Below are 25,332 nucleotides of genomic sequence, written 5' to 3'. Positions count from 1 at the left end.
TCTCCCTGTCCGCGCATCCTCACTTTGTCCTAGGGCCAGCGACAGCATCGACATCTCATCTTTTCGAAAACCGGGAGCAGATCCTCATCTCACTTCGTGAGACAGGCATAGCCAACTGGGGCGTATCGACAACGTCAGAAATCCCCATACCCTTTCCCTTTTTTGTCATTTCGCAGTGACCGAAGGGAGCGGAGAAATCTGCTTTTCGGTGGTCTTCCTTGCCCACCCTAGCGTTGCGAGGGTGGGGCACCCGGGTGGAGGAAAATGTGAAGTGAGAAACACGAAGTATTAGCTAAGTACCGAAAGTGCACCCTATACCAGCCTTCCTCCCAAAAAACAGAAGGCTGAAGGCCCCATCTAAAAGCCTTCAGCCCTCCAGATAAACCGCAGCCTTACTTACCCTTTGGAGCCACCGTCTCAAGCTCGGGCTTAATGATGTTCGTCAGCACATGGCCCACCGCGGCGGAGGGTTGATTGATGCGCAGCAACGAAGCAAAGGTCGCGGCAATATCTACTGGAGCGACGCGGTCGTGATACGTGCCAGGAATGAATGCCGAACCGTAGAAGTCCAGCGGCACATGGCGGTCATACGAATAAGGTGAATAGTGCGTCGTGCCCGTTGCCGCCCCCGGAAGCTGGTATTCGCCGAAGATGGCAAAGACCTGCCATCCACCATTCGGTGAGTAGCTGTGCTGCAGCAACCGGCCGAGATCGTTATTCGGCAGATCTCCCGAGGCCATCTGTACCTTCGTAAACACGCGGCGAATCAACGGCTTCGAGGAAGGCTTCGATCCAGACAGGCCAGGCTGTGTCTTCGCCATCACCTCAGGCAGCATGGCAGCCACCATGTTTTCGGCATCGGCTTCAGAGATATGCAGCTTCTCCCAGACGCGCTGATCGAGCGGGAAGTAGGCATATTCCCCGCCCTGCAACAGGAACTTCTGCGGATTGCCCGGAGAGAGCTTCTTTGTCAGCTCCTCGTTCATGGCGTCGATCAGACCGGCATACGAAAATGTATTCGCAGGCATCCCCAGCTTCTGCGTCTCACCGACCGCCGGAGCAACACCGTGATCGCCCGACATCGCCACCCAGACATTCGCCATGCCGCCATCGACATGCGTGTTCAGCCAGGTGAAGAATTTGTCCAGCTCTACATCGGCGCCATCGAGTAGAGCCCGCTGCTTGGGATCATTCGGCCCGACGGCGTGGCCGAGAATATCCGTCGACGACAGACTGATCGTCACCATGTCGGTGACTGCATGCTTGCCGAGCTGCTCGGCATCAATCACATTTTCTGCGAACTCGAGCTCGTAGCGGATGCCTGCCGGTGTTGAGCCTACCTCGTTATAGAAGTTCTGCCCCTTGCCGCCGACTTCTTTGGCTGCGGCCTCAGCTTTCCCGCTGGCGTTGAACTTCGCCACATAAGCCGGCAAATCATTCATCCAGTAGGTCGAGGTGATGAAGTGGCCAGACTTTTGATCGATCCAATAGGCCCCCTGTGTGGCGTGGCCGGACGTAAGAATCGCAGCACGGTCCTTCAGCGAGATGCCAAAGACCTTCGCCTCACCATGCGTCGCCAACACGATCTCATCGCCGAGGGTCGACGCCATCAGATTCCGCGGCGACTGACCCGGGGTGATGGTCGCACCAGCAGGCGCTCCAACCACCTTGTAGTCGTCGTCATCCACCGAAGAGTAGACATGCTCGGTGGAACGCGAGAAATCCCACCACTGATTGGCCTGAATGCCATGCCCATCGGTATAGGCGCCGGTGCCGATAGTCGAGTGGCCGGGAGCAGTGTGGGTATTGGCATAGTCGTAATAGCAATCGGTAAAGTGCGCGCCCTTCTTCAGGAACAGGTTGAAGCCGTTCGCGGTCTTGAAGTCGTCGCGATACCGGTCAAGATAATCGCCGCGCATCTGGTCCAGAACCACAATGACTACCAGCTTCGGTTTTGCGTGATACTCATCGGCCACCGCCGAGACACATGCCGCCGCTATGGCAGCGGCCGCTACAGCCTTCCCCAACAAACGCATCCTAGGATTTTCCTCTCGTAGAAAGCATACATAGAAACAAAAGCGGCAGACGATTGTCACGTCTGCCGCCTGAATAAACTGCGATTCACCCTCTAGAACAGGACCTTCGCTCCAAACTGCACAATGCGCGGATCGAACGTGCTGGTGATAGTGCCACCTGTCAGACCGCTGGTGCCGGCGCTGATGCCGCCGCCCGGAGTGGTGAAGTTGGTATGGTTGAAGGCGTTGTACATCTCTCCACGGAATTCGATCTTGACCGACTCAAGCGGTGTCTGGAAACGCTTGTTGATCGCCAGATTCAGCGTGTTGAAGGTCGGCCCACGGCCCGGATCACGAGCCATGTTTCCGAATGGATTGCCGCCGGCTGCCGGCAACGAGACTGCCGCCAGGTTGATGTACTGCAACGAGGTTCCGGTGGATTTCGACTTATCCAGAATATTCAGCGGGACGCCAGTAACCCGGTTCGGACGGTACAGATTGGCTCCGCGATAGCTCGCCGCGATACCGGAAACCTGTGTCGCCGCTGCCGGAGTGTAGTTGATCTGGTACGGGAAGCCACTGGCAGCCGTATTGATCGCCGAAATCTGCCACTGACCCAGGACCTCGTTCAATACCCCCCCGGTGTTCATCCACTGCCGCCCCTTGCCAAACGGAAGCTCGTACACCAGCGAAGTGATGTTGTAGAGCGGCTGATTGTATTCCGACTGACCATAATCTCCGCGCAGGTTGTAAAAGTCCTGCGGCGACGGCGTATTCGCCTCTAGCGAAGCACCTGCATTGTCCAGAGCATGCGACCAGGTGAACGAGTTCAGGAGAGTAAGCCCGCCGATCAGGTGCTGCTCATAGCGCGCCTGCAACGAGTCATAGTGCGAGTACGCCGTGTGCATGGCAATGGTGATATCACCCCATGTCGGAATCGGGCGCGCGTAGTTAAGGTTTGGGTTCTTCTGGTTATAGTTCGCCAGTTGCAGCAGCTTCAGGCCGTGATTGCCGACATAGGCAACATCCACCAGGGCGCCGTGCGGAAGTACGTGCTGAACATCCACGTAATAGTTGTGCACATAGCTGTCACGGTACCGGTTCGAATCGATGTACGCCACATTGGCGGTGATCGGGTTGAAGTTCAGGGTGCTGGCCGGGAAGCCCTGATCCATCTTCACGTAGTTGGCATTCGGCACGCCACCTGGCCGCGGAGCCTGTGACACCGTCACAAACAGAGCGTTGGGAGGATTGATTGCCAGGATGTTGCCGGAACCGGCACGATCGTAGTGCGAGAAGCTGATGCCATAGCCTCCGCGGAGAACAGTGTTCGTGCCAAGGGCATACGAGAAGCCGAAGCGCGGAGCAAAGTCGTTCTTGTCCGGCTGCATCGCATAGCGATTGCCACTCTGTGTCGCAGTAACCATCGAGAGCGTCGTCGGGTCAAAGTTCGCCTGCTGGTTCTTCTGCTCGTAGTAAGGCGTCGTGTACTCATAGCGAACACCAATATTCAGTGTCAGCTTAGGAGATACCTTCCAGTCATCCTGCACATACGCGAAGTTCGACTGGTTGCGCAGGTGGGCAACAAAGTAGGACGAAAGCGTATAGATGCTGGTCGAACCCCACAGGAAGTCGGCAACATAGTTATCCGAGTTTGCTGCCGGAGTCGAGCTATCACGACTGAAGGCGCCTGCGTACGTGAAGCCGCCATACAACGGGTTCGTATCCTGTACCGCCATCCAGATCTTCTGGTACTCATAGCCGAACTTGAGCGAATGCTTCCCGACGCCCCACGAGTAGTTCACCTTCGGGTCGAGGAGAGCAGGGTTCTGGAACTGCGGATTGGTTGCCTGCCGTCCCAAAGCTGTAAAGCCAGTGATTGTGATCGAAGGAATACCCCCAGCGACAAGAGGATCTGAAGGAAGCCCAGGGAAGCTAAAGCCCGGGTTCGTGCCGATCGAGAGAGAGTACTTTCCAGCCTTGGTACGCGAAAGACCAAGACGGGCATCGAGCAGTTGGTTTGCTGCAATAACGCGCGTATAACCGAGCGCTACCTGCTGATCCAGAATCCGCTGCTTACCGTTGGAATTACCATCCAGCGGCAGACCGAAGATCGGGAAATCCGTCGCGTTCTGCTTCAGATCGCTGATGCGAAGGAAGAAAGAGTTCTTCTGATTGGGCGTAAAGTCGAGGCGCAGATCGCCTTTGTCGGAGAAGTTCTGCGAACGCTGCAGCGTCGTGAAGTTGTTGCTCGTCGCAGTACCGGGGTTCAAGCCTTTGATCATGCCGGCAATTGTCTTCGCCGCAGGAGAGATATTCGGGTCATTCAGGATCGAAGTACCGGGTAGATATCGCAGGGTGGGGTTATAGGGGTTAACAACCGGGCGGCTGAAGACACCGTTCAACTGGCTGATTTGAGGCAGAGTCGCAGAGGCAACCTGCTTACGTGCCTGCCGGAATCCTTCGTAGTCCACGAAGAAGAACAGCTTGTCCTTCATGATCGGACCGCTGAAGTTTCCACCGAACTGGTTCCGATTGAACTGCGGCTTCTGGCCACCCGGTGGACGGAAGAAACCAGTGGCATTCAAGACGGTGTTGCGCACAAACTCATACACCCTGCCGTGGAACTGATTCGTACCCTGCGCAAATGCCGCATTGATCACTGCACCCGAGGCACGGCCATATTCTGCAGTTTCGTTGTTTGTTACTACCTGAAACTGCGCAATCGAGTCCGGCGGAGGCTGAATGATCTGGTTCGAGAAACCCTGATTGGATTCGCCATAGGCATTGTTATCCATACCGTCCAGCAGAAAGTTGTTGAAGATGGAGCGCTGGCCGTTGACGTTGAAGGAGCCTTCACGAACCAGGCCGGTATTCGATGTCGACGAAAGGCTGTTGGCCGCCGCGCGCACGCCGGTAGAAAGTCCAATCAGGTCAGAGTAGTTACGGCTGACAAGCGGCAGAGCTGCCGTCTGATAGTTGGTTACGATCTGGCCGCGCTGGCTGGTGTCCGTCTCCAGAAGAGCCGCGGCAGCCGTTACTTCAACCACCTGCGATGCTCCGCCTACGTTAAGGGTAACGTCCACACGCTGACGTGCGGCGATGCTCACCGATACGCTGGGAACGGTCGTAGAAGAGAATCCCTCGCGGGTAACTTCTACCTTGTAGGTGCCGACACGCAGAGCCGGAACCTCGTAGTCACCTGTCTCGTTTGATGTGCGTGTCGATACAACGCCAGTTGCGGTGTTGGTGACTGTCACCGTCGCGTTGGGAATAACAGCTCCTGAAGGATCGCGCACCGTTCCGAGAATGCTTCCGTTCTCGTACTGCGCATGGGAGATCAAGGTACACGCAAAACAGACGTATACCGCAAAGAGAAATCTCGCTATGGTTCGCATGTTTGCACCGTAGGGAATCCTTGTTGCTAGCCGGTGACGAGACGGTGAATATAAGGTTTCAACCCCTGTGTTTTCGCAGGAAAATCCGTCCCGCGCCAGGAAGTTATAAGCGCGGGACGGATGCCATTACTTTGTCTCTTCCGGCGAGAGACGAAGTGTCTCGGGAACGAATTCGCTGCTAAGCAATTTCGCACTATTGGTCAGGTAATACGTTGGAATCTCGGGAAATTGTTCTTCCACTAATTGCAGAGTCCGAAAATCGAAGCTTTGCACCTCGGCGCGGCCGATCATCTTCTCCTTCGTGATCGCTCCGCAAAGCGCGTCCACAAACTGCTGCGGTCCGACCGTGTGGTTCTTATAGAGGTCCGCCGAAGCATTGGTATTCTGTGCTCCCGCCACCTCCGGTGGCAACCGATCCGGCATGATCTTGGTCTCGAGATTGAACCGCACCGTCGCTCCCGTGGCAGCGCGTTCGGCGGCATGAGGCGAGTTCTTCCCCGCCCCGCTCTTGTAGTATTCGGTATAAAACTTCACAAAACGGAAGAGCTGCGCCGCATTCGTGGGAGCATACGGGCTGGGCATCTTCTCCAGCTTCGCAAAGGCGACAGCGACCGGCGAAAGCGCCAGGTCGTTCTTCTGGTCCGGCCCGAAGTGTAGCTTGTCGCAGATGAAGGTCTTCTGCGCCTCTGGCATGGAGATGGTGTTGATATAGACACGGTTTTCCATGGTGTATGCTGCTCCGTCGGCGCGGCGGCAGCTCTCCGGGTTGAGGAACTGGTCGTGCCAGATCAGGGAGACGCCATCGGTCGTGACGCCGGTATCCGTTTCCAGCGTCGTGGCTCCCTGATCCATACCGTTCTCAAACGAGGGCAGGGTGTTCTCCGGGCGCAGGCCGCGTCCGCCGCGGTGCGCGGTAATATCGAAGCCCTTCAGGGGCTTTCCTGCGGCACGAAGATCTTCAACGACCTTATGCAGGATGTCCGGGCGGTCAGTGATGATGCCGTCAACGCCCAGATCGATCAGCGCCTTCATCTTGGCCGCGTCATTTGTTGTCCAGGGAACGACCTTAACGCCGGCGGCATGGAGTGTATCTACGCGCACCTTCGCATTGGGCCCAATGACGCTGGAATCTACCGGCGACAACACCGGCGTATGCTTTGCACCCTTCGCACGGGCATGCTCGCCCGCCTTCTTCATCAGAGCCAGGTAAGGATCGCTGCTCTGCGCCATAGCAAAGCTGCTCAACAACGTCATACAGGCAATCGTACGCTTCATCATGTATTCACTATGCAGGCCATGGATTAATGCAGCGTTGCACTTGCTGGCCGCCAACGCTTTACCCTAGTACGCTGGAAGCATCGGTGCCAAGTCCCATCCCTGACAACTCCAACCCGACGATCTTTGTCTCTGCCGGAGAAGCCAGCGGAGACCATTACGGCGCGCAGCTCATTACAGCCCTCAAGGCTGAATTGCCCCAGGCCACATTCCTCGGCCTGGGCGGCCTGGAGATGGAGGCCGCCGGACAACAGCGCGTGGTACGTGCCGAAGATGTCGCCCATATGGGCATTACCGAGATCCTGCGGCATATCCCGAAGATCTATGCCAGCTACCGCCGGTTGATCCGGGCCATCCGCGAACGGAAGCCGGACGTAGCCGTGCTGATCGACTTCCCGGACGTCAACTTCCGCCTTGCCAAGGAACTCCATCGTCAGGGTGTACCGGTCGTCTACTTTGTCAGCCCGCAGCTCTGGGCCTGGAAGAAGCGTCGCCTGCGCTGGGTGCAGGAACGGGTCTCGAAGATGATGGTCATCTTCCCCTTCGAGCAGCCCTTCTATCAGGCGCGTGGCGTCGATGCGGAGTTCGTCGGGCATCCGCTCGCTGAGCTTCCACGTCCCTCCTCCAGACGCGAGGAGTTCGCTGCACGATACGGCCTGAACCCCAACAAGATCTGGATCGCCCTCCTGCCCGGCAGCCGCCGGAAAGAGATCCAGGCAAACTTACCCACCATGCTGGAGGCCGCCAAACAGCTTTCCCTGAATCCTGCCGTTCCTCCCGAGATGCTGGAACCGCGGAGAGAATCTGTCGTGATGGCGACCTTCCATGTCACCTCTTCTAAAGGGATGCTGGGCCGCTCATGCTACGAGTTCCTGCTTCCGGTCGCATCGACCCTGAATCCAGAGGTCATCCGCGAAACCATCTCCTCCCTGCCTCAGCCCACCGTCCGTCCTGTCTTGGTCTCCGACGCGCGCGAAGCCTTGTACCATGCCACGGTCGGCGTCGTTGCCAGCGGCACCGCAACCGTACAGGCAGCCGTAATCGGCAATCCATTTGTCGTGGTCTATAAGGTCTCTCCCTTGACCTTCCGGCTGGCCAAGAGGCTGGTCTCGTATCCGCCCGAGATTCCCGCCCCTATGGACGAGCATGGCAATCTGCCGATCGCCATGGCCAACCTGATCGCCGGCCGCAGAATCGTTCCAGAGCTGCTGCAGGAGAACTTCACCCCGGAAAAGCTCGCCGATCTCCTGCGAAGCTGGCTGGCCGATCCGGCAAAACTCGCCGCAGTCCGTCAGGACCTGCATGCTCTGCGGCTCCAACTTGAACCCGGGAAACCGGGAGAAACCGCCATCACCCGGGTAAAGACAGCGGTACTCCAACTACTTGGAGAAACCTGCGTCTAACCGACTGATGGGAGTACCATCTCCCCAGAGGATATCGAAGAGAATGTCCGGCCGCGTCCGCTATCTGCTTGCTCTTGCTGCGATTTCCGTCAGCGCTTATGCTGCTCCCCTCCGTCCCACGGTCGATGTCACCGGGTACGTCATCACTGCCGATCTCGATCCTTCAAAGAACGAGTTAACGGCGACGGCGAAGGTCACCTTTACTGCCCTGGAGGACCTCTCCAGCGTCACGCTGGAGCTGAATAACGGCCTCAAGATCACCAAGCTGACCGACGGCGCCGGAGCGACCCTCTCGGCCGACCGCGTCGCGACCGACTCGACCGTCCATATCACCCCCGCCAAGCCGTTGGCCAAGGGCGAGACCGCGACCTACACGTTCGAGTACGCAGGTGTCCTGAAGGACGCCGATACAAGCCCGGTAGAAGGGATTAAGATGGCCGCGGTCGCGGACCCCGTCTCGATCCTGCTCTATCCCGGCCGCTGGTTCCCCATGAGCGGCCTCTATACCGATCGCTTTACCGCCGAGATGCACGTCGTCGTCCCTAAGGGCGAGACCGTAATCGCCAGTGGAGCCGGCGGTCATAAGGACATTGCCGGCGGCAAGACCCAGTTTGACTTCAACTGGACCAAGCCCGGCCTTCCTGGAACCGTGATCGCCGGCAAGTTCACCGAAAAGACCGTCGGCAACATCCGCACCTACACCACGGAAAAGCACACTGGAGATGCTGCCGGCTATGGCGAAACGGCCGCCAAGGAGTTCGAGTTCATGAGCTCCACCTTTGGCCAGCCCGAGTCGACTCGCGTGAACCTGGTGGAACTTCCCGACGATGCTGTCAGCTCCACCTGGGGACCGGAGATCGCCGCCGTCGCCGGAAGCCGCTGGCCCGACCGCAATAGCTATCGGCTGCTCGCCAATACCCTGGCACGCCAGTGGTGGGGATCCGAGATCTCCCCCGCGACGCTGAACGATGCCTGGGTCACCAATGGTATGTCCCGGTATGCGGAGCTGATGTATATGGAGGACGCGAACGGTAAGAACTCGCTGCAGAGCGCTATCCCCGATATCTCCGCCGGCGCGCTGGCCTATGACACGGTGCCCATCTCGTCCATCGGCCGCCTGGACCCCTTCTCGCCCCAGTTCCAGTCCATGTCGCTCGAGAAGGGCGCCATGGTCTATCACATGTTGCGCTGGGAGATCGGCAACGACAACTTCATCAAGTTTCTGCGCAACCTGCTCTCGGTCTATACCGACAAGAGTGTCCGGTCGAGCGATCTGCAAAGCCTGGCTGAAAAGATGAACCCGCAGGCCACCACGCTGGAAGCCTTCTTCGCGCAGTGGATCGACGGCACCGGCGCGCCTGCCTTCCAGAACAAGTACACCGTCTTCCGTCTTGGCAGCTCGAAAGGCTTCCGCACGATCGGCCAGATCACCCAGGACCTCGATCTCTTCCGCATGCCCGTAGAGCTGCGCATCGAGACCGACGGTAAGACAGAGATTCGCCGCATCGACGTCTCCGGCTCCGAATCGCAGTACACAGTCGAGACCTTCGGCCGTCCGCGCCGCGTCACCATCGATCCGGACAACTGGGTGTTGAAGTCTACGCCTGACCTTGCAGTCCGCGTCGCTGTTCTGCGTGGTCAGCAGCAGGCTGCCCAGGGTGACCTGATCGCCGCGCTGAACGAGTATCAGAAGGCGCTGGACGCGAACAAGAACTCCTCCCTCGCCAACTACCGCATCGCCGAGATCTTCTTCCTGCAGAAGAATTATCAGTCGGCGGCAAACGCCTTCCGCGACGCATTGCGCGGAGACGGTGATCCCAAATGGACCGAGGTCTGGAGCCACATCAAGCTGGGCAACATCTTCGACGTCACCGGTCAGCGCGACCGCGCCGTCAACGAGTACCGCCTCGCCATCCAGACCAACGACAATACCCAGGGCGCCATCAATGAAGCTCGCGCACGGATGGCTTCGCCCTACAAGCGAGAGAAGACGGACGAGTAGCTTAGCTTGGGCCGCGTTGACATAGAGCTAGAGCTGGGAAACGCAACCTTTCAGGTTCTGCATTGCCCTTTTGTCATTTCGCAGCGTTCGGGGTCCCGGCCAGCTTCGCTGGCTGGGTGAACCGATAGCGGAGAAATCTGCTTCTCTACCGATACTCTTCCATACGCGGGGACTCCCCTTCGCGTCTGCGCCGCGAAGAATGGGCGATATGACTAAGTCCGCGAACGTTAACCAACCGAATTAAGGAGGTGCGTCCGCATTGGCGAAAGCACCTTCTTCCTACGGGATCGATACTTCACTCGAACAGATCCAGCGGAGCGACGGGTTGGCCTGAGTTATGCCCGCCAATCACCAGTACCTTCCCGCTTACCAGCTTCACGGAACGTGCCCTGACACGAAAATCTCTCATCTCTGGTCCAGGAGTACTTTTGCCCTTCTCCGGGTCATAAATTTCTGTTGTATAGAGAGGGGTGTTGGAAAGTTTATTGCCGCCCGCCAGCAGATAGCGCCCATCATGTAGTTCCGTCAAAGCATGAAAGCTGCGGCCATCAATCAGTCGGCCTGCAAGCGTGAACTTTCCCGTTGCCGGGTCGTAGATTTCTACGTCCAGCACCTGATCGCCTGCTCCAACTGTTTCCGTGGTCTCACCGCCGAGAATCAGCACCCTTCCATCCGCCATCAATGCTGCGGAATGACCATATCGGCTGATATTCATGGATCCGGTCGCACTCCATTGTCCTGTTGAAGGATCGAAGATTTCGGCACTTTTCAATCCATCGACAGAACACACGACGATGCAATTGTTCGGACGCCCGCCGGCCACCAATACTCTGCCATCTGGTAAGCGGGTTGCCGTGTGCATCCATCGAGGATCAATGTTCCGTCCCGCGAGCTCAAACCGGTTTGTCGATGGCGAGTAAATCTCTGCTTGCGGATTCGCAGAGAATCCATGGCCATGAAGACTGATGCCACCTACGACAAGAACACGGCCGTCGGTAAGGCGAGTCATCGTATGCTCGCGCCGCGCCCATTGCATCTCCGGTCCGGCGATAAAGCGATTGCTGACCGGATCATAGATCTCCGAGCTCTTAAAGACCGGGTCATAGAAGTTTGCCGATGTGGATACAGCAAATCCACCGGTCAACAAAATCCTGCCATCGGATAAATCCACGGACGCATGAGCTTGCCGGGGAACCACAAGGTCTGGCCCGGCTATGACTCCTACCTGCCCAGGCACATAGATGTCTGCTCTTGTATGAAGTCCGCGCGACCCATAACCGCCTGCTATCAACACCCTGCCATCGGGCACCAGATTCGCCGTATGCCGGTCATAGCCATCATTGGTAGTTCCGATGTCCGAGATGCGCTCGCGATAACCCTCAACATGAATAGAGGCCTGTGCGTACTTGGTTTCATCAGCGACGCTCCATGCACGAATTTTGTAATCACCCGGACGATCAGGAGCGGTATAGACACCGCTCGTTGTCGTACTTCCTCCTCCAGTCACTTCAAAGACAACTCGTTGATCGCTCGCACCTGTAACGCTTGCGGTGAATGTCTGCGTTCCGCGCAGAAAGAGAGTTGCGCTCGCAGGAGAAAGTGTCACAGAGATAGCAGGAACGGGCGTATTCTGCGATCCCCGTCCCCCACATCCAAGTACCTGGCTGAAAATAAGTGCCGCAATGCATGAGGCAATGGTCTTCCGAATCATCGATCTTCTCTTATTGGGATAACAACCAGCGAAAGAATACGAACGAAACAGACATGAAGTTCCCAAGCTTTAAGCGCTCAAGAGCCGGGTGATGTATCGATCCCGAAAGCTCTCATAGGCCGAGCCATATCGGCCATCCTACTGAAGACGGCGTCCTCTTAGGGACCGCCACCTACCCCAATGCACTAGGCATGGCCGCTCGAACCATGTTCGCGTTCCAGTATGACGCGTACCGGCCACGTGTATGCTTCAAAATAATCGCCAAACTTCTCGCTTCGTCAGGAACCATTACCAGGTGAACGTGATTGGACATCAGGCAATATCCCAGCAAAGACGTTCCGTATTGCTGCATATTCTCTGACAACAGCTTCAGATACACAGCTCGGTCGGCGTCATCGTTCAGTATGTATCGTCTGGCGTTGCCTCGTTGTGCAAATTGTCCCATCGCTACAAATTATCGGGTTACGTCCCGTCTGTCCCCGGGTTTCCACGGCTCAATGCAGGGTTCCAGACAATTATCCGAGGTTCAAAGGCGGGCCTCGGGGGACCTGTTACAGTTCAGGTTCGGAGACTAGCATTAGCTGGATTACAGCAGTCTGCAAAAAGATGCAGAAACCGGTCCGGTATTTCTTGGCCCGAGGTCTGAAGTGATCTGACATCATGAGCTAGCTCTCGAGACATCAGACTGTCTGAGTAAATTCGACGCTCATCCTCATCTGTGTAGTCCAAATCATCCCTCTGTTGCACAAACATGTATATGGAATCACGACATAAACAGGCTACCTGCAGGCAATGCGAGACATTCCCATCAAGGCAATATGCCAACGCTTCCTCTACTGCATTTGCGGCATCGAGAGCTGCCGAAGTGTAAGAAGAATCAAAATCCTCCGAATTAGGCGTTATGCTAGTTACGGCGGCTTGTAGTTCATAAATCAAATTCTCTTCTACCGGCGATTGCGGAATCAGATATCCGATAGCTCTACACAAGTATCTGCACTGCCCCATCCTGTTTCGGATTGGAACTCAAGATAGTTTCCCATAGAGACGCTCACAACACGATCTCAAAAAAAGAATATTCTTGCTTCTATCCAGCGTGGACAGCAAATCTCCGAGACGTTCTAGCCATTGAATAAATGGGATGTTTTTGTTACCTTCAGTTTTTACAATTTCGATATTCATTTTGGGTCAACAATCCTAACATTGTGTTGCTTCATTGTCGTCGTGCAGGATGGGCACGCTGGCCTGCTAGGAGCTATTGAGTTACGGGTCTGGCCATTCTTCTTTGCAGCATTCAGAACGTTTACCTCAGCATGCGCCCCACGTGCTCCTTTGACGGCAACTTCTCCGGGTTGGGTGAATTCGGGGGACATATTGATCTAACCCAATAGAAACCTGGGGACAGACGGGACGTTCCCAAGCAGATAGCGTTCCAGTTAGATTTCGAAAGTCAGCTGAGCCTGCTCAGAATTTCCGGTTGCTTTTGCAGGACGGCCTCCTCTTTGTGGAGATAACGATCGTTCGGTCGCTTCCTCCAGGTCACGAACAAAGCTCTCGTCACCCAAGGGCCTCCCACTATGAGTCGACTGCCGATTGGCGCGAAGCTCTTCTTCCGTTTCTTTCTCTGCGAGATACTCTTTCCAACTCGATCTATTCCAATTTGCAGTCCAGAGTTCCATGGATAGCGATTGGTCACCTGCCGTCACCCCACAGTGCACGCCGGCACTGGACCAGGGCCAATCCTCTGCTTTTGCGGTCAAACCCGCCCGCAGTGGGTTCAGCTCTGTGTAGCGCAATGCCTTCCACAGATGCGGCCGGTCCAACGGACAGGAGTAGTACCTCCCCTGCCATACATGCCCGCTCGATCCGTGCTTAGCATTCCAATATCCGGCATACCGGCCGTGCGTGTGCTTCAACGTAAATGCCAGGCTATCTGCCTCGCAGGGAACCATCACAAGATGGACATGATTGGACATCAGACAATATCCAAGGAGAGACACTTGGTATTGCTGCATGTTTTCCTGCAGCAATACCAGGTACACGGCCCGATCTTCGTCGCGCTCCAGAATGTACCGTCTCGCGTTGCCACGCTGCGTTACGTGATGCGGCTCTCCTACTGCAATTACTCGTGCAAGTCGTCCCATCGCTACAAGTTACCTGGTTACGTCCCGTCTGTCCCCAGGTTTCCCGTACGGGTGTGGAGCATATCCACGCAAATCTTCAGCATGGAGTTCGCGGCACTTCCCTTCCAACTGCCGCAGCTTTCGGGAAGACAGTGGTTCCGCTTCGCCGACACTGTTCTGCCGTCACCCAATACGAGCGCGGCACCAGGGACAGAGGTAGCGATCACAACACCGAGCTACTTCGCCAGTTCCAGGTCCGCGGTGATTCTTGTGTCAAAACCCGCTCTATAAGGAGATGTGCAGGCTCACCCTAGCCTCTCAGCGATCAAACTCACTCGAGCATGCCGTTCTCGCGCTGAATTGGAATCTGTGGACAGACGGAACGTAAACGGTAGTGAAGTACTGCCGCCAGTGAGATGGGTTTACGTTCCGTCTGTCCCCAGGTTCCCAGGTTTCCCCCAGGTTTCGCAGTTCCCTCCCGTGAGTGGAGTGTCGGAACTACACCCCGTTGCGCTAAGCACGGCCCTTGGAGCAGCGATGATCTCTATGGAAGATGCGATGCCTTGCGGCGGCTCAGCTAGCTCAGTGGACACCAACTAGCCGTCTTCTACCTTTGCTAACTCTTCACTGATGTCTGCAGAGAGACGCCCAGACTCGACTACCACACCGCGCCCATCAGGTAGCGGAAAGACAGCGACCTTGATCTGCTTTGCTTCAAGCATCTGAGTCATCTTCGGCATCCATTCGGACAAGGGTATCTGAGTTACAACGCAATCAGACCAATCACCCTTGATGCAGATTTCGGCGAATCGCTTATGTGGCCAAACAGGCAAAATACTGAAACTAGTTTCATCACCTGCGAGAGCCCAGCCCGAAGGCGATTCGAGAGCATAGATAAATTGCCAGTCAGCTACCCTCTTGATGAAATAGCTATAACGTTCTGGGCCAGCCATCTCAAGGACACCCCGTAAATGCTTATCGTTGAGCTTGTACATATCGGTTCTATTGTTGTTTTTCGAGACGATGTTGCGTGTCGTGTAAGTCCTTATCCTGAAGGTCACTATGGCTATAGTCATAGCCTTTTCGTGCTTCCTTACCTCTCCGGTGCGCTAAGTTCTTTGCCGGTGAACTTGCCGATGAGTGCGTCATAACTGTATGAGCTTGTGTCATAGCCGCAAGTCATCGTTTCGTAACGAGTTGATAGAGCCGGAACGCTCCCGCATCTGACAGCAACGCCACGACCACCGCTATCACATAGAGGAGATAGGGCGGCTGCACTTGTAGTGGTTCCACATGGAGAGCCTGAAGGCTCTGATATACCACGAAGATCGTCAGCACCACGCAGCCAAGCAACGCCAGCAGTGCTCCCGGTTTTGCATACGTTCCACACAACACAAGAACCGATCCCACGATCAGAACAAGAGGGCCGATGAGCATTCCCCCAAAGTAGAGGACTACTCTCATCATTGAGATTGGCTCCGCGATGCCGCTCAGCGCTAAATACATCCAGCCAACAAGTAGCGCCCAGATGATACCCAGAAGCAGCAGATAGATCGACAGACTTTTCATTGGGGGTCCTTTTTCAGATCGGTCTTCTTATCCACATTGTGTGTTTGTTCTAAGCCTACGATGAAGCCGACGGTGCTCTGCGGAGCCGTCTGCAAAGGAAGATTGGTTGTGGTCCCATTCCCGGTCGTGAAGTTTGTCTCGAACGAAGGCGAGCCGGAGATCGTCCCTTGTACTGAACCAGTTGTCGCGCTTTCATTGACATTGATATTCACGTTTGAGGTTATCCCTTGACCTACAGGCTGGTACGGATTTCGCATGTTTTCCTGAACGTTCACAGAGACAGTTCCGTCTTTACCTTGGGTAGCCGTCACTTGTGGCGTCATTGGCCCTGTGGACGTCTTCTCGCCCCCCGTAAGGTTGTTGTGGGTCGCTTGCACTTTTATCTCTGGGCTTCCAACCATTGGATTACCGTGATTCTTCGCTGGATCAGTCTCGATATGGATGGTAACGGACACACGTGAGCTTGCATTCGCATTCGAACTAAAGCTCCGGTTATCTCCACGGAAGCCACCGACATTTTGTTGCGGAATGAAAGCCCTAAACACGATGGTTACGGGTTCTTTGCCATCAGGATCAACTTTGTTTAGAGGGTTATTCCATGCGTACGAATAGCGATTCCAGGTTTGAGGGTTCTCAGGATGAGCACTTGCAGCCTTTGGATCGGGCGACATAAAGCGGCCCATTGAGGAACCATAGTATCTGGCCCCGAAATAGTCCAAGCCGCTCTCCGCATCTCTTTTTCTTTGCCGGTGAACTTGCACTCAAGCCTGTCGTACCTTCATAGGCATCGTTCAAAGATCATTCGTCTGAATTATTTCAACGAGATGGAGCGATGAAGGTCTTCTATGACGTTCTCAATGGTCGTTCCTGGAGCATACGTCGTAGACATAGAACGGTCTACAACCGTTAGCAAACATCATCCCCACGGATGCCAATCCGATTCTGTATCGCGCCAAAGCGCCTTAGAAACAGAAAGATCAACAACTGGAGCGAGGGTTGGGTCAGACTCTAACAATATCCCGATTGGCACTACACGTCGATCTTGCTCTTGCACGTCGGGCCCTGCACCGGCAAAGAGTTCCCATTCGTCCTCTTCCCAACGCGCTGCCTCCGTAATACGTTGTCCGCGTAGGGCCTCAATATTTGTGAGCGCAACGGATTTGGCAGGTATTGGCTTGTCCCAGGACTCCTTCAACCAACGCCAAGCAAGGGCCATCCTCGGATTCCATGGCTCCCTCATGTTTGGTACATCGACCGTCCGGTGCTCTGCATCCGGAACAACTTGAAACGCAGGTAAGCTTGCTACCCGATAATAGTCCAGTGCACCTAAGATCATCATTTCTGACCACGTAGAATGCACCGCTCGCAGTGAGAACGAACCATATGGCGGCAGGTGCGTATCAACTCCCGGCTCTAAGCCATTAGCGGAGATATTAACCACCATCGCATCCAAGATGCGGGGTCCAGCTTCAGCTGGATAGAAATATCCCCCGGCGAAAATTAGTTCAGCGCCAAACTTAGGACTGAGCCCGATTGTATACGCAAAATGCGGAAGAGGAGCCCCTGCGACAAGATAGGTATGATGCCCATGCCTAGCGATGTTTTCCTCAATTCGCTTTATTGCAATTATTCGCGCGTCTTGATCCTTCATTGGCTGCTTCCTCCGCTTCCATGCAGTTCTTTATGGCACCCGATGCAGACCACGGCATGATTTGCGTCGTCAGTCGGATGGCCGTCCGCATGTCTTTCGACATGATGCCCCACACCTTCCCCAGGTTTTATGTCGTTCTGGCATTGCGCACATTTGCCGCCTTGTTCAGCCAGCTTCTTATTATTTTCCGCCTTCGTCCAAGTACGCTTCGGATCACGTTGGTCTGGTGGAACGGATCCCTTGCCTGTTGGTGGTTTGGGAAGATTGCCAGCTTGGCTAGGTCCAGTAGAGTTTCCTGTTTTCTCGCCTGTCGATGCGCTAGACGAAGAATTTCCATTCGCATTGTAGATTGTCGCCGGCGTGTATTGTCCATTAACAGAGTTCGGTATTCCCGCAACAGGTCCGCTTACGCCATGTGTGGCCATATAACCTACTGCCGCCCCCAAGGCTCCTGACACTGCAACATAACCAGCAGTCGCTAATGCACCTGCTTCTTGTCCCACTGGCGACTCAGCTACATATTCGAGTACCTGTTCAACGCATGCTGGCCAGCAATGCCCATCTGCATCAGCCTTGCCGAGTGGATTATTGCCGACATAGCCGTAGAGATTGAGGCTCTGAGGATTATCAAGTGAGGAGTACGGTACAGCCTCCGGCTTCTCCGCCCAATCCGGGCTCAGCCACCGTCCCATCGTCGAGCTGTAGTACCGAGCCCCGAAGTAGTCTAAGCCGCTTTCAGTATCTCTTTCTTTGCCGGTGAACTTGTAGTGATTGGCCGACGCTACCGGGTTGATCTCCTGCCCATAGGGTTGAAATTCCGACGTCTGCGTTGGCCAGCCTTCCACGGTCAGCGCCATGCTGGTTGACCCAAGATGATCGGCCAGGTAGTGCGTGGTCGAGACGCTTGGATAGGTCGCCGTGTTGAAGCCCTGCAAGTGTCGGATATTCCAAAAGTTATTGGTAATTGCATTTCCCGACTGCACACCCTGCCAAATCTGCCAGCCCGGCTGCCCTTGGCCACTCTGGTAGATCGGCAACACACTTCCATCTGCCCGCAAGATGGCCGCATTGTTGACCAGGACGATCGATCGGCTTCCATTGGTTATGGAATTCGTCTCTCCGTCTACCACCACGCAGGCTCCCGTAAGAGTGTGCCCAGCCCAGGAATCGAGCGGGACAACACGGGTAAGCCAGGCGCCCGAGGTATCGTGCCAGCTATTGGTCAGGTCGCCATCCTGTGCATGCAAGGCCCAACTCGTGGAATTTCCATTGGAATCGAAGAGGCACATCCCGCCGCGGGCATTGAACTGTTCCTGCTGCCAGACCAAACGGTCGCCGGTACGGATAACGGCGTACGGCTGCCCGGTGTTAGGGTTAGTTCCTCCAGGAATCGAGATCGGAAGCGTCATACCGATCCAGGAAACGCCATGGGGATCGAAGTCTCCACCCACCTGGATCTCGTTCTCGAAGGTATCCGCCTTGGCTACCTTCTTGCCGTTGGCATAGATGTAGTCCGACCAGGAGCCATCACTGCGCTTCTCCGACAGCGGCTGCCCGTTCATATAGACATACTCGATCCAATCACCGCCGGCATCCTTGTGAACGCGATTCCCTTCCGTATCGTACTGATACGCTGCCAGAGAGGTGCTGCCGGAGTTGATCTGCGAGACCCGGCTCTCGGCATCATAGCTGTACTGATGCAACGTGCCCCAGGCGGCTAACCCGTCGCACAGTTGATTGCCGGCAGCATCGAAGGCTGTCTGCGTGGAAGCGCAGGGAAGATTGTTGGCCCGGTTGTCGCTGCCAAAGGTCATCGTCGGTGTTCCGTTCACCGAAGGAGAGCTGTTGCCGAAACTATCGATGGAGAAGTTCGTCGTAAATGCGCCATCGGAGCGGCTGGCGTAGGTCAGCCGGTTGAGACAGTCATATTGGAAGGTCTGCGTGTGGTAAGAGTTAAGGCCATCCACAATCGACCAGATGTTGCCGTTATTCCCGGCTGTCATACAGGTGCCCGTCGTCGCCGGAGCGAAGCTGTACTGCCGGTCCATGAGGTTCTGGCTGAAACCGGAGGCCTGGATACGTGTTGTCTGCAGCCGGTTGTTATAGGTGAAGCTTTGACCGGCGTTGCCAACCTTCCAGGAGCTGACCGAGCCTGCGGGCGTATAACAGATCGAGGTGCCGCTGGAGCAGTCTCCCTGAACATAGGTGTAGGGGAAGGCCACATTCGTGGGTGAGAAGGAGTTGAAGTTGACCGCGTTTGCAGCCCAGCCCGTCATCGTCGCCGACTTCAACCTGCCTACCACATCGAAGCTCTGGGAGACAACGCGGCCGCTGGGATAGCCGATCGTTATCGGATCGCCTGCAAGATCATAGCGGTAATGAATGCCATGTCCAGGTTGGTTCAGATCGGATGGGAGTTCTTCTCCAACATCCGTTACGCGGCCCATCGCGTCGTAGGAAAAAACCCGGTCGATCTGGTGAATGGCTCCGATCTGCGTCTCGGTTAGGCGACCGATGCCATTCGAAGGAGCTCCCGCCCAGGTTGAGCTCTGATCGTAATAGAAGTATGCCCATGGCGTTCCGTCCGTGTACTCTCTCCGGATCAGACGGTTCAACGCGTCGTAGAAGTAGTTGGTCTTAACACCCCGGGCATCCGTTTTATGGTTAAGGTTGCCATTGTCATCATATCCATTGGTGCAGCGACCCGTCCCATCCCATTCACCATAGCAAACAATGCCCGTCTCCGGATTATTGCTCGTAAGCAGCTGGCCCCGACCATTGTAGCTGAATGCTCTGTTTCTTGGGACATTGCCGCTCCTGCCTATTTGACTAACTGACGTCAACAAATTCAGGGCGTTGTAGTCGTAGTCTGTCTCAAGAGCAAACGAATCCGCATCGTCTACCTCCCACACCCTGATCGTACGACCAAGTGCGTCAGCCAACTGCTTGGTATGTTTACGGGACTCGTCGTAAATTTCCACATAGGGACCGCTATAAGCGTTTTCTTTATAGCTCGGTTGAGAACTATTACATGTTGCCGGTACCGTGCTTTGGATAAAGCACGTATATTGCACACGCCCCAGTGGATCGTATGCATACTCAGTCAACCCATTGCTCGAACCTACAATCGATTGAGAGGGATTGCTTACGGAGCGGATCTGTCCCCTCAAATCATACGTAGTCGTCACGGTAATGATTCCCGAATCCAAAGTGCCGTTCTGTTGCTGGATAGTACGTCCCACCCCATCATGGATCTCCTTCAGGGTGATCCATCGATTTGCGTCGAGGGCAGTCTGAGTTGTAATCGCAGTTCCCGTGGAGGGATCATAAGTCTTCTTAACCTCTCCCCCTCCAGCCGGATACGTGATATGAGTCTGGCGGTTCAGAGCATCATATTGGAACCTCGTCTCCTGGTTGTTCGCATCAGTCGTTGAATAGACTGTACCGGTGCATATGTTGTAGAGCGAAGAGACAACCTGATTAAGAGCATTCTTCACCGAGGAAGGCGATGGAGAAAGGCTACTTGAGGTTCCACAGGCAGAGTCTTGCCACGGCGCGTCGTATTTATATGTCGTTGTGTGATTATTCGGATCTGTAGAAGAAGTCATTCTTCCATACGAATCCCGCACGAAACTCGTCGTCGCATCACTCATCGCGGTACCACCGACGGTCTGGCTTGTGAGGTTTCCTGCACCGTCATATCCCCAACTCCGAGTCGCCGTAAATGCCGCGGCATCAGTCACACTTTGGCCTGTCATCCTATCCAAGATATGATTGCCGCTCGTGCTTGGATCAGAATTGAGCCAACTGGTATTGGTGGTCCTCACCAAATCTCCGTTATAAGCGTGCTCTTTTTTACTGATTACATTGCCAGACAGGGTCGCGGTAGAGCCGCACTGCCCGCCAAACGGTCCCGTCAAGGTAACTGAATCGTACTGATATTCGACATAGCTTTGTAGTGTTGGTGTCGTATCGTTATATGTTGTGGTCACCTTTTTAGGCTGCGAACAACCTCGTATCTGATAGGCGGGTGCAACATTCTCAACATAATATTCAGTCTGAACAGTGCGGAGGAGACTATTTTCCCCTTTGTAGTAATAACGCCATAGCTCTTTTGACGCAGTCCCCATCGGCATTTCAAATTCGCCTGCGAAGCTGAAATCATAATGCGTCCTATTTCCAAAGGCGTCCCGCACATCCATGGCGAGATTGGAAGCTGAGACATAGCCTCCACTATTCGTTGTGGTCGCCTCATAGGTGGTTATCGCTTCACTGTTAACACAGGATCCATTGCTCGCCATGTTATCGCATATAGCTCTTTGCTGAATCTCTCGCACATCGCCAAAGACTGAAAAATTAGAGTCATAATAGAGACCGGGCACATTCTGATACACATATCGGGTGTAGCCACCCGACGGATACTGAACTTTCGTCAATTCGTTGAGTGCATCATAATAGAAGGTATACATCTCGCCGGTTGGAAATGTAAGCGTCGAATGAGTATCGGGTCCTCCCTTAAGAGCAGGTTGATCGTTTCCCCACAGAAAAATCCGATCAGAGCTGTTCATTGAAGTGAAGAGCATTGAAATCTGATTCGTGCCATCCGTGACATTCGAAGCAGTGATCTGACGTGATTGACCGTCCGAGTCCTTGAACGAAATGGATGTTGGGGCAATAGTTATCGTCCGCCCAACGGTATCTGTAACCGTATAGATATATCCGGGCCAAGAACCACTACGCGTAATCGATATTGCATTTCCGTTTGGATCGTTGATCTTATAAGGAACAACCGGACTTCCTGAATCCTGACCTCCAGGGTGAATATCAAAGTGATACTGAATACCACTCTTGTCATACACGATGACATCATTCAGGTTTGCCGTATTCAACCGCATGAACGAGCCATCGTACGTGTCGTCGACATCGACGGGAGGGTACTGCGGAGTTGTGAATGGATCACACACCGTGCGATTATTGAAGCCGTGCATCGTTCCGTTTTGATCGGAAAAAGTGAAGCTATCCCTGCAACTTACCGAACTGTACGAGCCTGAGCCAGAATGGAGCGGGTCATCTTCATAATAGGAGTAGTCGCTCCTGCCATATGAAAGCCCAGGCAACGAAAGCCTACCTCCAGCAAACGGGACCTGAGGTAGGCTGTTCGAGGGATAGAAGCCTGGCGGAGAGTAAACGGTCGTGCCGGTAGAGTTATCGTACTTGGGCGGGTGATCACCAGTGAACGTGTAGACCTTGCTGTCGATCAGCAAATTCAGCTTGAAATCAAGCCCGGCAACTCCAGGAAGAGACAGTAGAGGAACAACAACGGAAACGTTGCCATTGCTCATGCTAATCGTTTCGTTGATCCCCTCAAAGGAACTTCCTTCGGGAATGCCCGTAGTACTTGCGGGAGGTAAGACAAAAGGTGTCTGCGGTGTGCTTTGTGCCTCTACACACGAAGGCAATATGCAAAGAGACACGAACAGAATTGCGAAGACAATAGTCTTCCCCAACTGTTGGATACCTGTAAAACTTTTCACGTTCAGACGCTCCGCATTAGTAAATCTTTGATTTCGATCCGCCCTAATCTGCACTTTCATCCGCGATCTCCCCGCTATTGCAGCGACACCAAGACCTCAATCGTCCCGGTTCCCTTGTCTAAACGTCCCATTGCTTTTCCGATCACTGCGCCCATCATTCTGGTGGCGTCGGTCCCCTTCATGGCGTAGCCTTCAGTAGCGGAGGAGACCAGAAGGTCTCCTGGGCGGATCGCTCCGTTCTCTGCGCTTACCTTCGTAGGCACGATGCCGAGCATGGCCATCGGAACCTCTTCGCCGGTCTTGGCTCTTCCCTCTCTTCTGCCGGTCAGGCCTCGCCGGGTGGAGTAGATTCCCCGCGACGAATCTGGAGTAAGGTTCGTTGGACTGGAGGAACTTGTCTGGCGAGTCCGCGTCGATGACCAGGACGTCTCCGGCTTCATATCGCTTGCGATCACCGGTCACATCGACCGATTCGGCGTAGTCGCCGCCGCAGGTAGTGCCGTTCCATGCAGTCGACTCCCGGCGGACGGATTGTCAGACGCTGGGAGGAAAAACTCGATGTGATCTGGCAGACCTGACGAACTCTTGATCCAGAGAGTAAACGTCGTATCGTAGAGTGGTCTCGTTTTCTCCTGAGACGTATCCGGCTCGAAACGATATCCAAGGAGACCCAGGCTCGCTGCTCCCTCGCTCTTTGCTTGTACACAGCGATGATTCGATAGCTGCCCTTCCAGCAATAGCCACGGAGCAATCCACTGCTGCGCTGACTGAGCCGTCTGCGGACTGACTTTCGTCGACTTGTCAGTAGAAGAATTCTTCTTCAGACCGCGGCCATTGGATGCGAGTGTAAGCCGAGCCTCTCCACCACTTCGAACTTCACTTCGATAGCCGCCGCCACCATCGGCCCAGACTTCGATTTTGCTTTGGGTCTCTCCTTGACTTCCGGGAGCATGGATCAACGATCCGGTCAAATGAAGGGCGTTTTTCCTTGAACCAATCCAGCCAACTCTTTGAAGTGACGACACAGCATTCACAGAGCAACCATAGCTCTCACCCAATGACGCTATTCCAGAAGGTTGAATTGTGGTCGAGCTTTGAAGAAAGAGCGACCGACCGCGCGCGGGAACCGTCGCCGACACAAGTCCGAGAGCAAAAGTAGCACATAGACGCATCGGAACTAAGCGTCCGATGAGAAGACGAAGATTTAGGCAGATCAAGAACAGTCCTCCAGACGAGCAGGACCTGGGAAAAAAGAAAACACTTGGTTCTATTTTTATGTTGTGGCGTTAGGCTCTCGTCTCTGCCTGTGGATTGTCAACTGTGTGCCCTACTTTCGTGCACACTGGTAACAAAGACAAGGATTCAAATGTGATGGGATAGTCGACGGAATCCCAAGTACATATCGTCTGTCAAGCCTACTCGTACCTCAGAGCATCGATCGGATTCAATCGTGAAGCCTTCAGCGCCGGCACCATTCCGCTGACCAGACCCACCACGATGAGGATCGTGGTCGAGACAATCACAATCGTAGGCGAGAGGATCAGGCGAATATCCGCCGCTTCCCCGCCCTTGGCAATCGCGCTGTAGAAGGTGATGCGTCCGGCGAAGACGCTTACCAGCCAGGCCAGCAGCATTCCACCCAGACCGCCGATCCCCGTGATGACCATTGCCTCAGAGAGGAACTGGAAGAGAATGTCTTTACGCCGCGCGCCAAGAGCCTTCTCGACACCGATCTCTTTCGTCCGCTGCTGCACGCTCACCAGCATGATGTTCATCAGGCCGATGCCGGCGATACCGAGCGTCAATGCACCAATGAACATAAGCAGCACCTGCAGCGCAATCGTAATGATCCGGAACTGCGCGAGTTGCTCCATGATGTCGGCGGTAAAGACAGCGGTCTTGTCCGTCGGTTTGAAGTGGTGAGTCTGTGCCAGCGCCTTGCGGACTGCCTGCGCGATCTGGGTATGGTTGCCCTGGTAGCTCATCCAGATGCCGTCTGGATACTTGATGTCCTTGATATCGGACATCGTCGAGTACGGAATATTAATGATGCGGTTGACGTTGTCGTCGCCCTCCTGCATCTTCGGCTTCAGAATACCCACGACCTGAAACGCAATACCGTTCACGCGGATGGTCTGACCCAGTGCATCTGCTCCGCCAAAGAGCTTATCTTTCGCCTCAGGACCGATCACAGCCACATGCGCTCGCGAGTTCACGTCTTCGGCGGAGATGAAGCGGCCCTGACCGATCGACCACTTCTGCACATCAGCGATCTCCGGCATCACGCCGTCAGTCTCCCAGGTGAAGATATGAAGATCATTCTTCACTGGCACCTGCTTCCATAGAACCGGCGTCGCGTGCTGAATCCCCGGAACCGTCTCCATGATGTGCTCAACGTCATCCAGGGTGAACTTGATAATGACGCCCGCCTTGGAGCCGCCTACCTGTTCGCTGGTCTTTCCGGGAAAGGCTCCCAGCAGATTCGTTCCCCACTGCGAGAAGATCGCCTCAATCGCCTTACCGAAGCCATTGCCGTAGGCCAGCAGCAGAACAACGGTGGCGATACCCCATGCCATGCCGATGATAGTAATCATCGTGCGCCGCAGGTTGTGGCGCATGGCTTCAATGGCCTGTCCGAAGATGTCCTTCAACAT

At 54.9% G+C, this 25,332-nt stretch carries 19 protein-coding genes; 3 read left to right on the top strand and 16 right to left on the bottom strand.

All coding sequences use genetic code 11. From position 1 onward, the window contains the following. Positions 1-392: 392 nt before the first annotated feature. From OHL21_RS03720 to OHL21_RS03710, 3 genes are all read right to left on the bottom strand, one after another. Positions 393-2,036, bottom strand: a complete 1,644-nt coding sequence (locus tag OHL21_RS03720; RefSeq protein WP_263415896.1) for an alkaline phosphatase family protein — start codon at positions 2,034-2,036, stop codon at positions 393-395. Between the two features lie 92 nt (positions 2,037-2,128). Further along, the gene (locus OHL21_RS03715) at positions 2,129-5,413 is read right to left on the bottom strand and encodes a TonB-dependent receptor (protein WP_263415895.1); all 3,285 of its coding nucleotides are present in this window, start codon (positions 5,411-5,413) and stop codon (positions 2,129-2,131) included. A 126-nt stretch (positions 5,414-5,539) separates the two neighbouring features. Then, positions 5,540-6,691: a glycerophosphodiester phosphodiesterase family protein gene (locus OHL21_RS03710; protein WP_263415894.1), complete on the bottom strand. Its 1,152-nt coding sequence runs from the start codon at positions 6,689-6,691 to the stop codon at positions 5,540-5,542. Between the two features lie 83 nt (positions 6,692-6,774). On the opposite strand from OHL21_RS03710, the gene OHL21_RS03705 reads away from it, so the two are divergent. Both OHL21_RS03705 and OHL21_RS03700 read left to right on the top strand, forming a co-directional pair. Further along, entirely contained in the window at positions 6,775-8,091 is a 1,317-nt protein-coding gene (locus tag OHL21_RS03705; RefSeq protein WP_263415893.1) for a lipid-A-disaccharide synthase, read from the top strand. A 43-nt stretch (positions 8,092-8,134) separates the two neighbouring features. Beyond that, positions 8,135-10,093: a M1 family aminopeptidase gene (locus OHL21_RS03700; protein ID WP_263415892.1), complete on the top strand. Its 1,959-nt coding sequence runs from the start codon at positions 8,135-8,137 to the stop codon at positions 10,091-10,093. 295 nt (positions 10,094-10,388) lie between these two features. Here the strand turns inward: OHL21_RS03700 and OHL21_RS03695 are convergent, their stop codons facing one another. The 4 genes from OHL21_RS03695 to OHL21_RS24435 form a co-directional block, all read right to left on the bottom strand. Next, the gene (locus OHL21_RS03695) at positions 10,389-11,804 is read right to left on the bottom strand and encodes a Kelch repeat-containing protein (protein ID WP_263415891.1); all 1,416 of its coding nucleotides are present in this window, start codon (positions 11,802-11,804) and stop codon (positions 10,389-10,391) included. A gap of 172 nt (positions 11,805-11,976) precedes the next feature. Beyond that, on the bottom strand, positions 11,977-12,249 hold the full coding sequence (locus OHL21_RS24445; RefSeq protein WP_399257203.1) for a transposase: 273 nt from the start codon (positions 12,247-12,249) through the stop codon (positions 11,977-11,979). A gap of 113 nt (positions 12,250-12,362) precedes the next feature. Next, positions 12,363-12,809, bottom strand: a complete 447-nt coding sequence (locus tag OHL21_RS24440) for a DUF416 family protein (protein WP_399257200.1) — start codon at positions 12,807-12,809, stop codon at positions 12,363-12,365. 428 nt (positions 12,810-13,237) lie between these two features. Continuing rightward, positions 13,238-13,843 carry a transposase gene (locus tag OHL21_RS24435; protein ID WP_399257197.1) on the bottom strand — a complete coding sequence of 202 codons (606 nt, stop codon included), beginning with the start codon at positions 13,841-13,843 and terminating at the stop codon, positions 13,238-13,240. Here OHL21_RS24435 and OHL21_RS03690 point away from each other — a divergent pair. Then, positions 13,808-14,215: a hypothetical protein gene (locus OHL21_RS03690; RefSeq protein ID WP_263415890.1), complete on the top strand. Its 408-nt coding sequence runs from the start codon at positions 13,808-13,810 to the stop codon at positions 14,213-14,215. The genes OHL21_RS24435 and OHL21_RS03690 overlap by 36 nt on opposite strands. Positions 14,216-14,520: 305 nt before the next feature. On the opposite strand, the gene OHL21_RS03685 is transcribed toward OHL21_RS03690, so the two are convergent. The 9 genes from OHL21_RS03685 to OHL21_RS03650 form a co-directional block, all read right to left on the bottom strand. Beyond that, on the bottom strand, positions 14,521-15,000 hold the full coding sequence (locus OHL21_RS03685; protein ID WP_263415889.1) for a DUF2750 domain-containing protein: 480 nt from the start codon (positions 14,998-15,000) through the stop codon (positions 14,521-14,523). Further along, a complete protein-coding gene (locus OHL21_RS24430) occupies positions 14,927-15,094 on the bottom strand; it encodes a polymorphic toxin type 8 domain-containing protein (protein ID WP_399257192.1) in 168 nt (55 codons plus the stop codon). The genes OHL21_RS03685 and OHL21_RS24430 overlap by 74 nt, the downstream gene beginning before the upstream one ends. A 9-nt stretch (positions 15,095-15,103) precedes the next feature. Further along, the gene (locus tag OHL21_RS03680; protein WP_263415888.1) at positions 15,104-15,493 is read right to left on the bottom strand and encodes a hypothetical protein; all 390 of its coding nucleotides are present in this window, start codon (positions 15,491-15,493) and stop codon (positions 15,104-15,106) included. After that, positions 15,490-16,254 (bottom strand): RHS repeat-associated core domain-containing protein, encoded by a 765-nt coding sequence (locus OHL21_RS03675; RefSeq protein WP_263415887.1) that lies wholly within the window; start codon positions 16,252-16,254, stop codon positions 15,490-15,492. The genes OHL21_RS03680 and OHL21_RS03675 overlap by 4 nt, the downstream gene beginning before the upstream one ends. Positions 16,255-16,409: 155 nt before the next feature. Next, positions 16,410-17,144, bottom strand: coding sequence for a DUF4262 domain-containing protein (locus OHL21_RS03670; protein ID WP_263415886.1), 735 nt, complete (start codon positions 17,142-17,144; stop codon positions 16,410-16,412). Beyond that, entirely contained in the window at positions 17,141-22,486 is a 5,346-nt protein-coding gene (locus OHL21_RS03665; protein ID WP_263415885.1) for an RHS repeat-associated core domain-containing protein, read from the bottom strand. The genes OHL21_RS03670 and OHL21_RS03665 overlap by 4 nt, the downstream gene beginning before the upstream one ends. A gap of 266 nt (positions 22,487-22,752) precedes the next feature. After that, complete coding sequence (locus tag OHL21_RS03660) at positions 22,753-23,118, bottom strand: hypothetical protein (protein ID WP_263415884.1); 366 nt, start codon at positions 23,116-23,118, stop codon at positions 22,753-22,755. An 18-nt stretch (positions 23,119-23,136) separates the two neighbouring features. Further along, entirely contained in the window at positions 23,137-23,649 is a 513-nt protein-coding gene (locus tag OHL21_RS03655; protein WP_263415883.1) for a hypothetical protein, read from the bottom strand. 444 nt (positions 23,650-24,093) lie between these two features. Next, positions 24,094-25,332 carry an ABC transporter permease gene (locus tag OHL21_RS03650; RefSeq protein ID WP_263415882.1) on the bottom strand — a complete coding sequence of 413 codons (1,239 nt, stop codon included), beginning with the start codon at positions 25,330-25,332 and terminating at the stop codon, positions 24,094-24,096.

It is taken from the genome of Terriglobus albidus (assembly GCF_025685425.1).
GTDB lineage: Bacteria > Acidobacteriota > Terriglobia > Terriglobales > Acidobacteriaceae > Terriglobus > Terriglobus albidus.
Note: the sequence above shows the minus strand (reverse complement) of the source record. Positions and strands in the feature narration are given on the sequence as shown.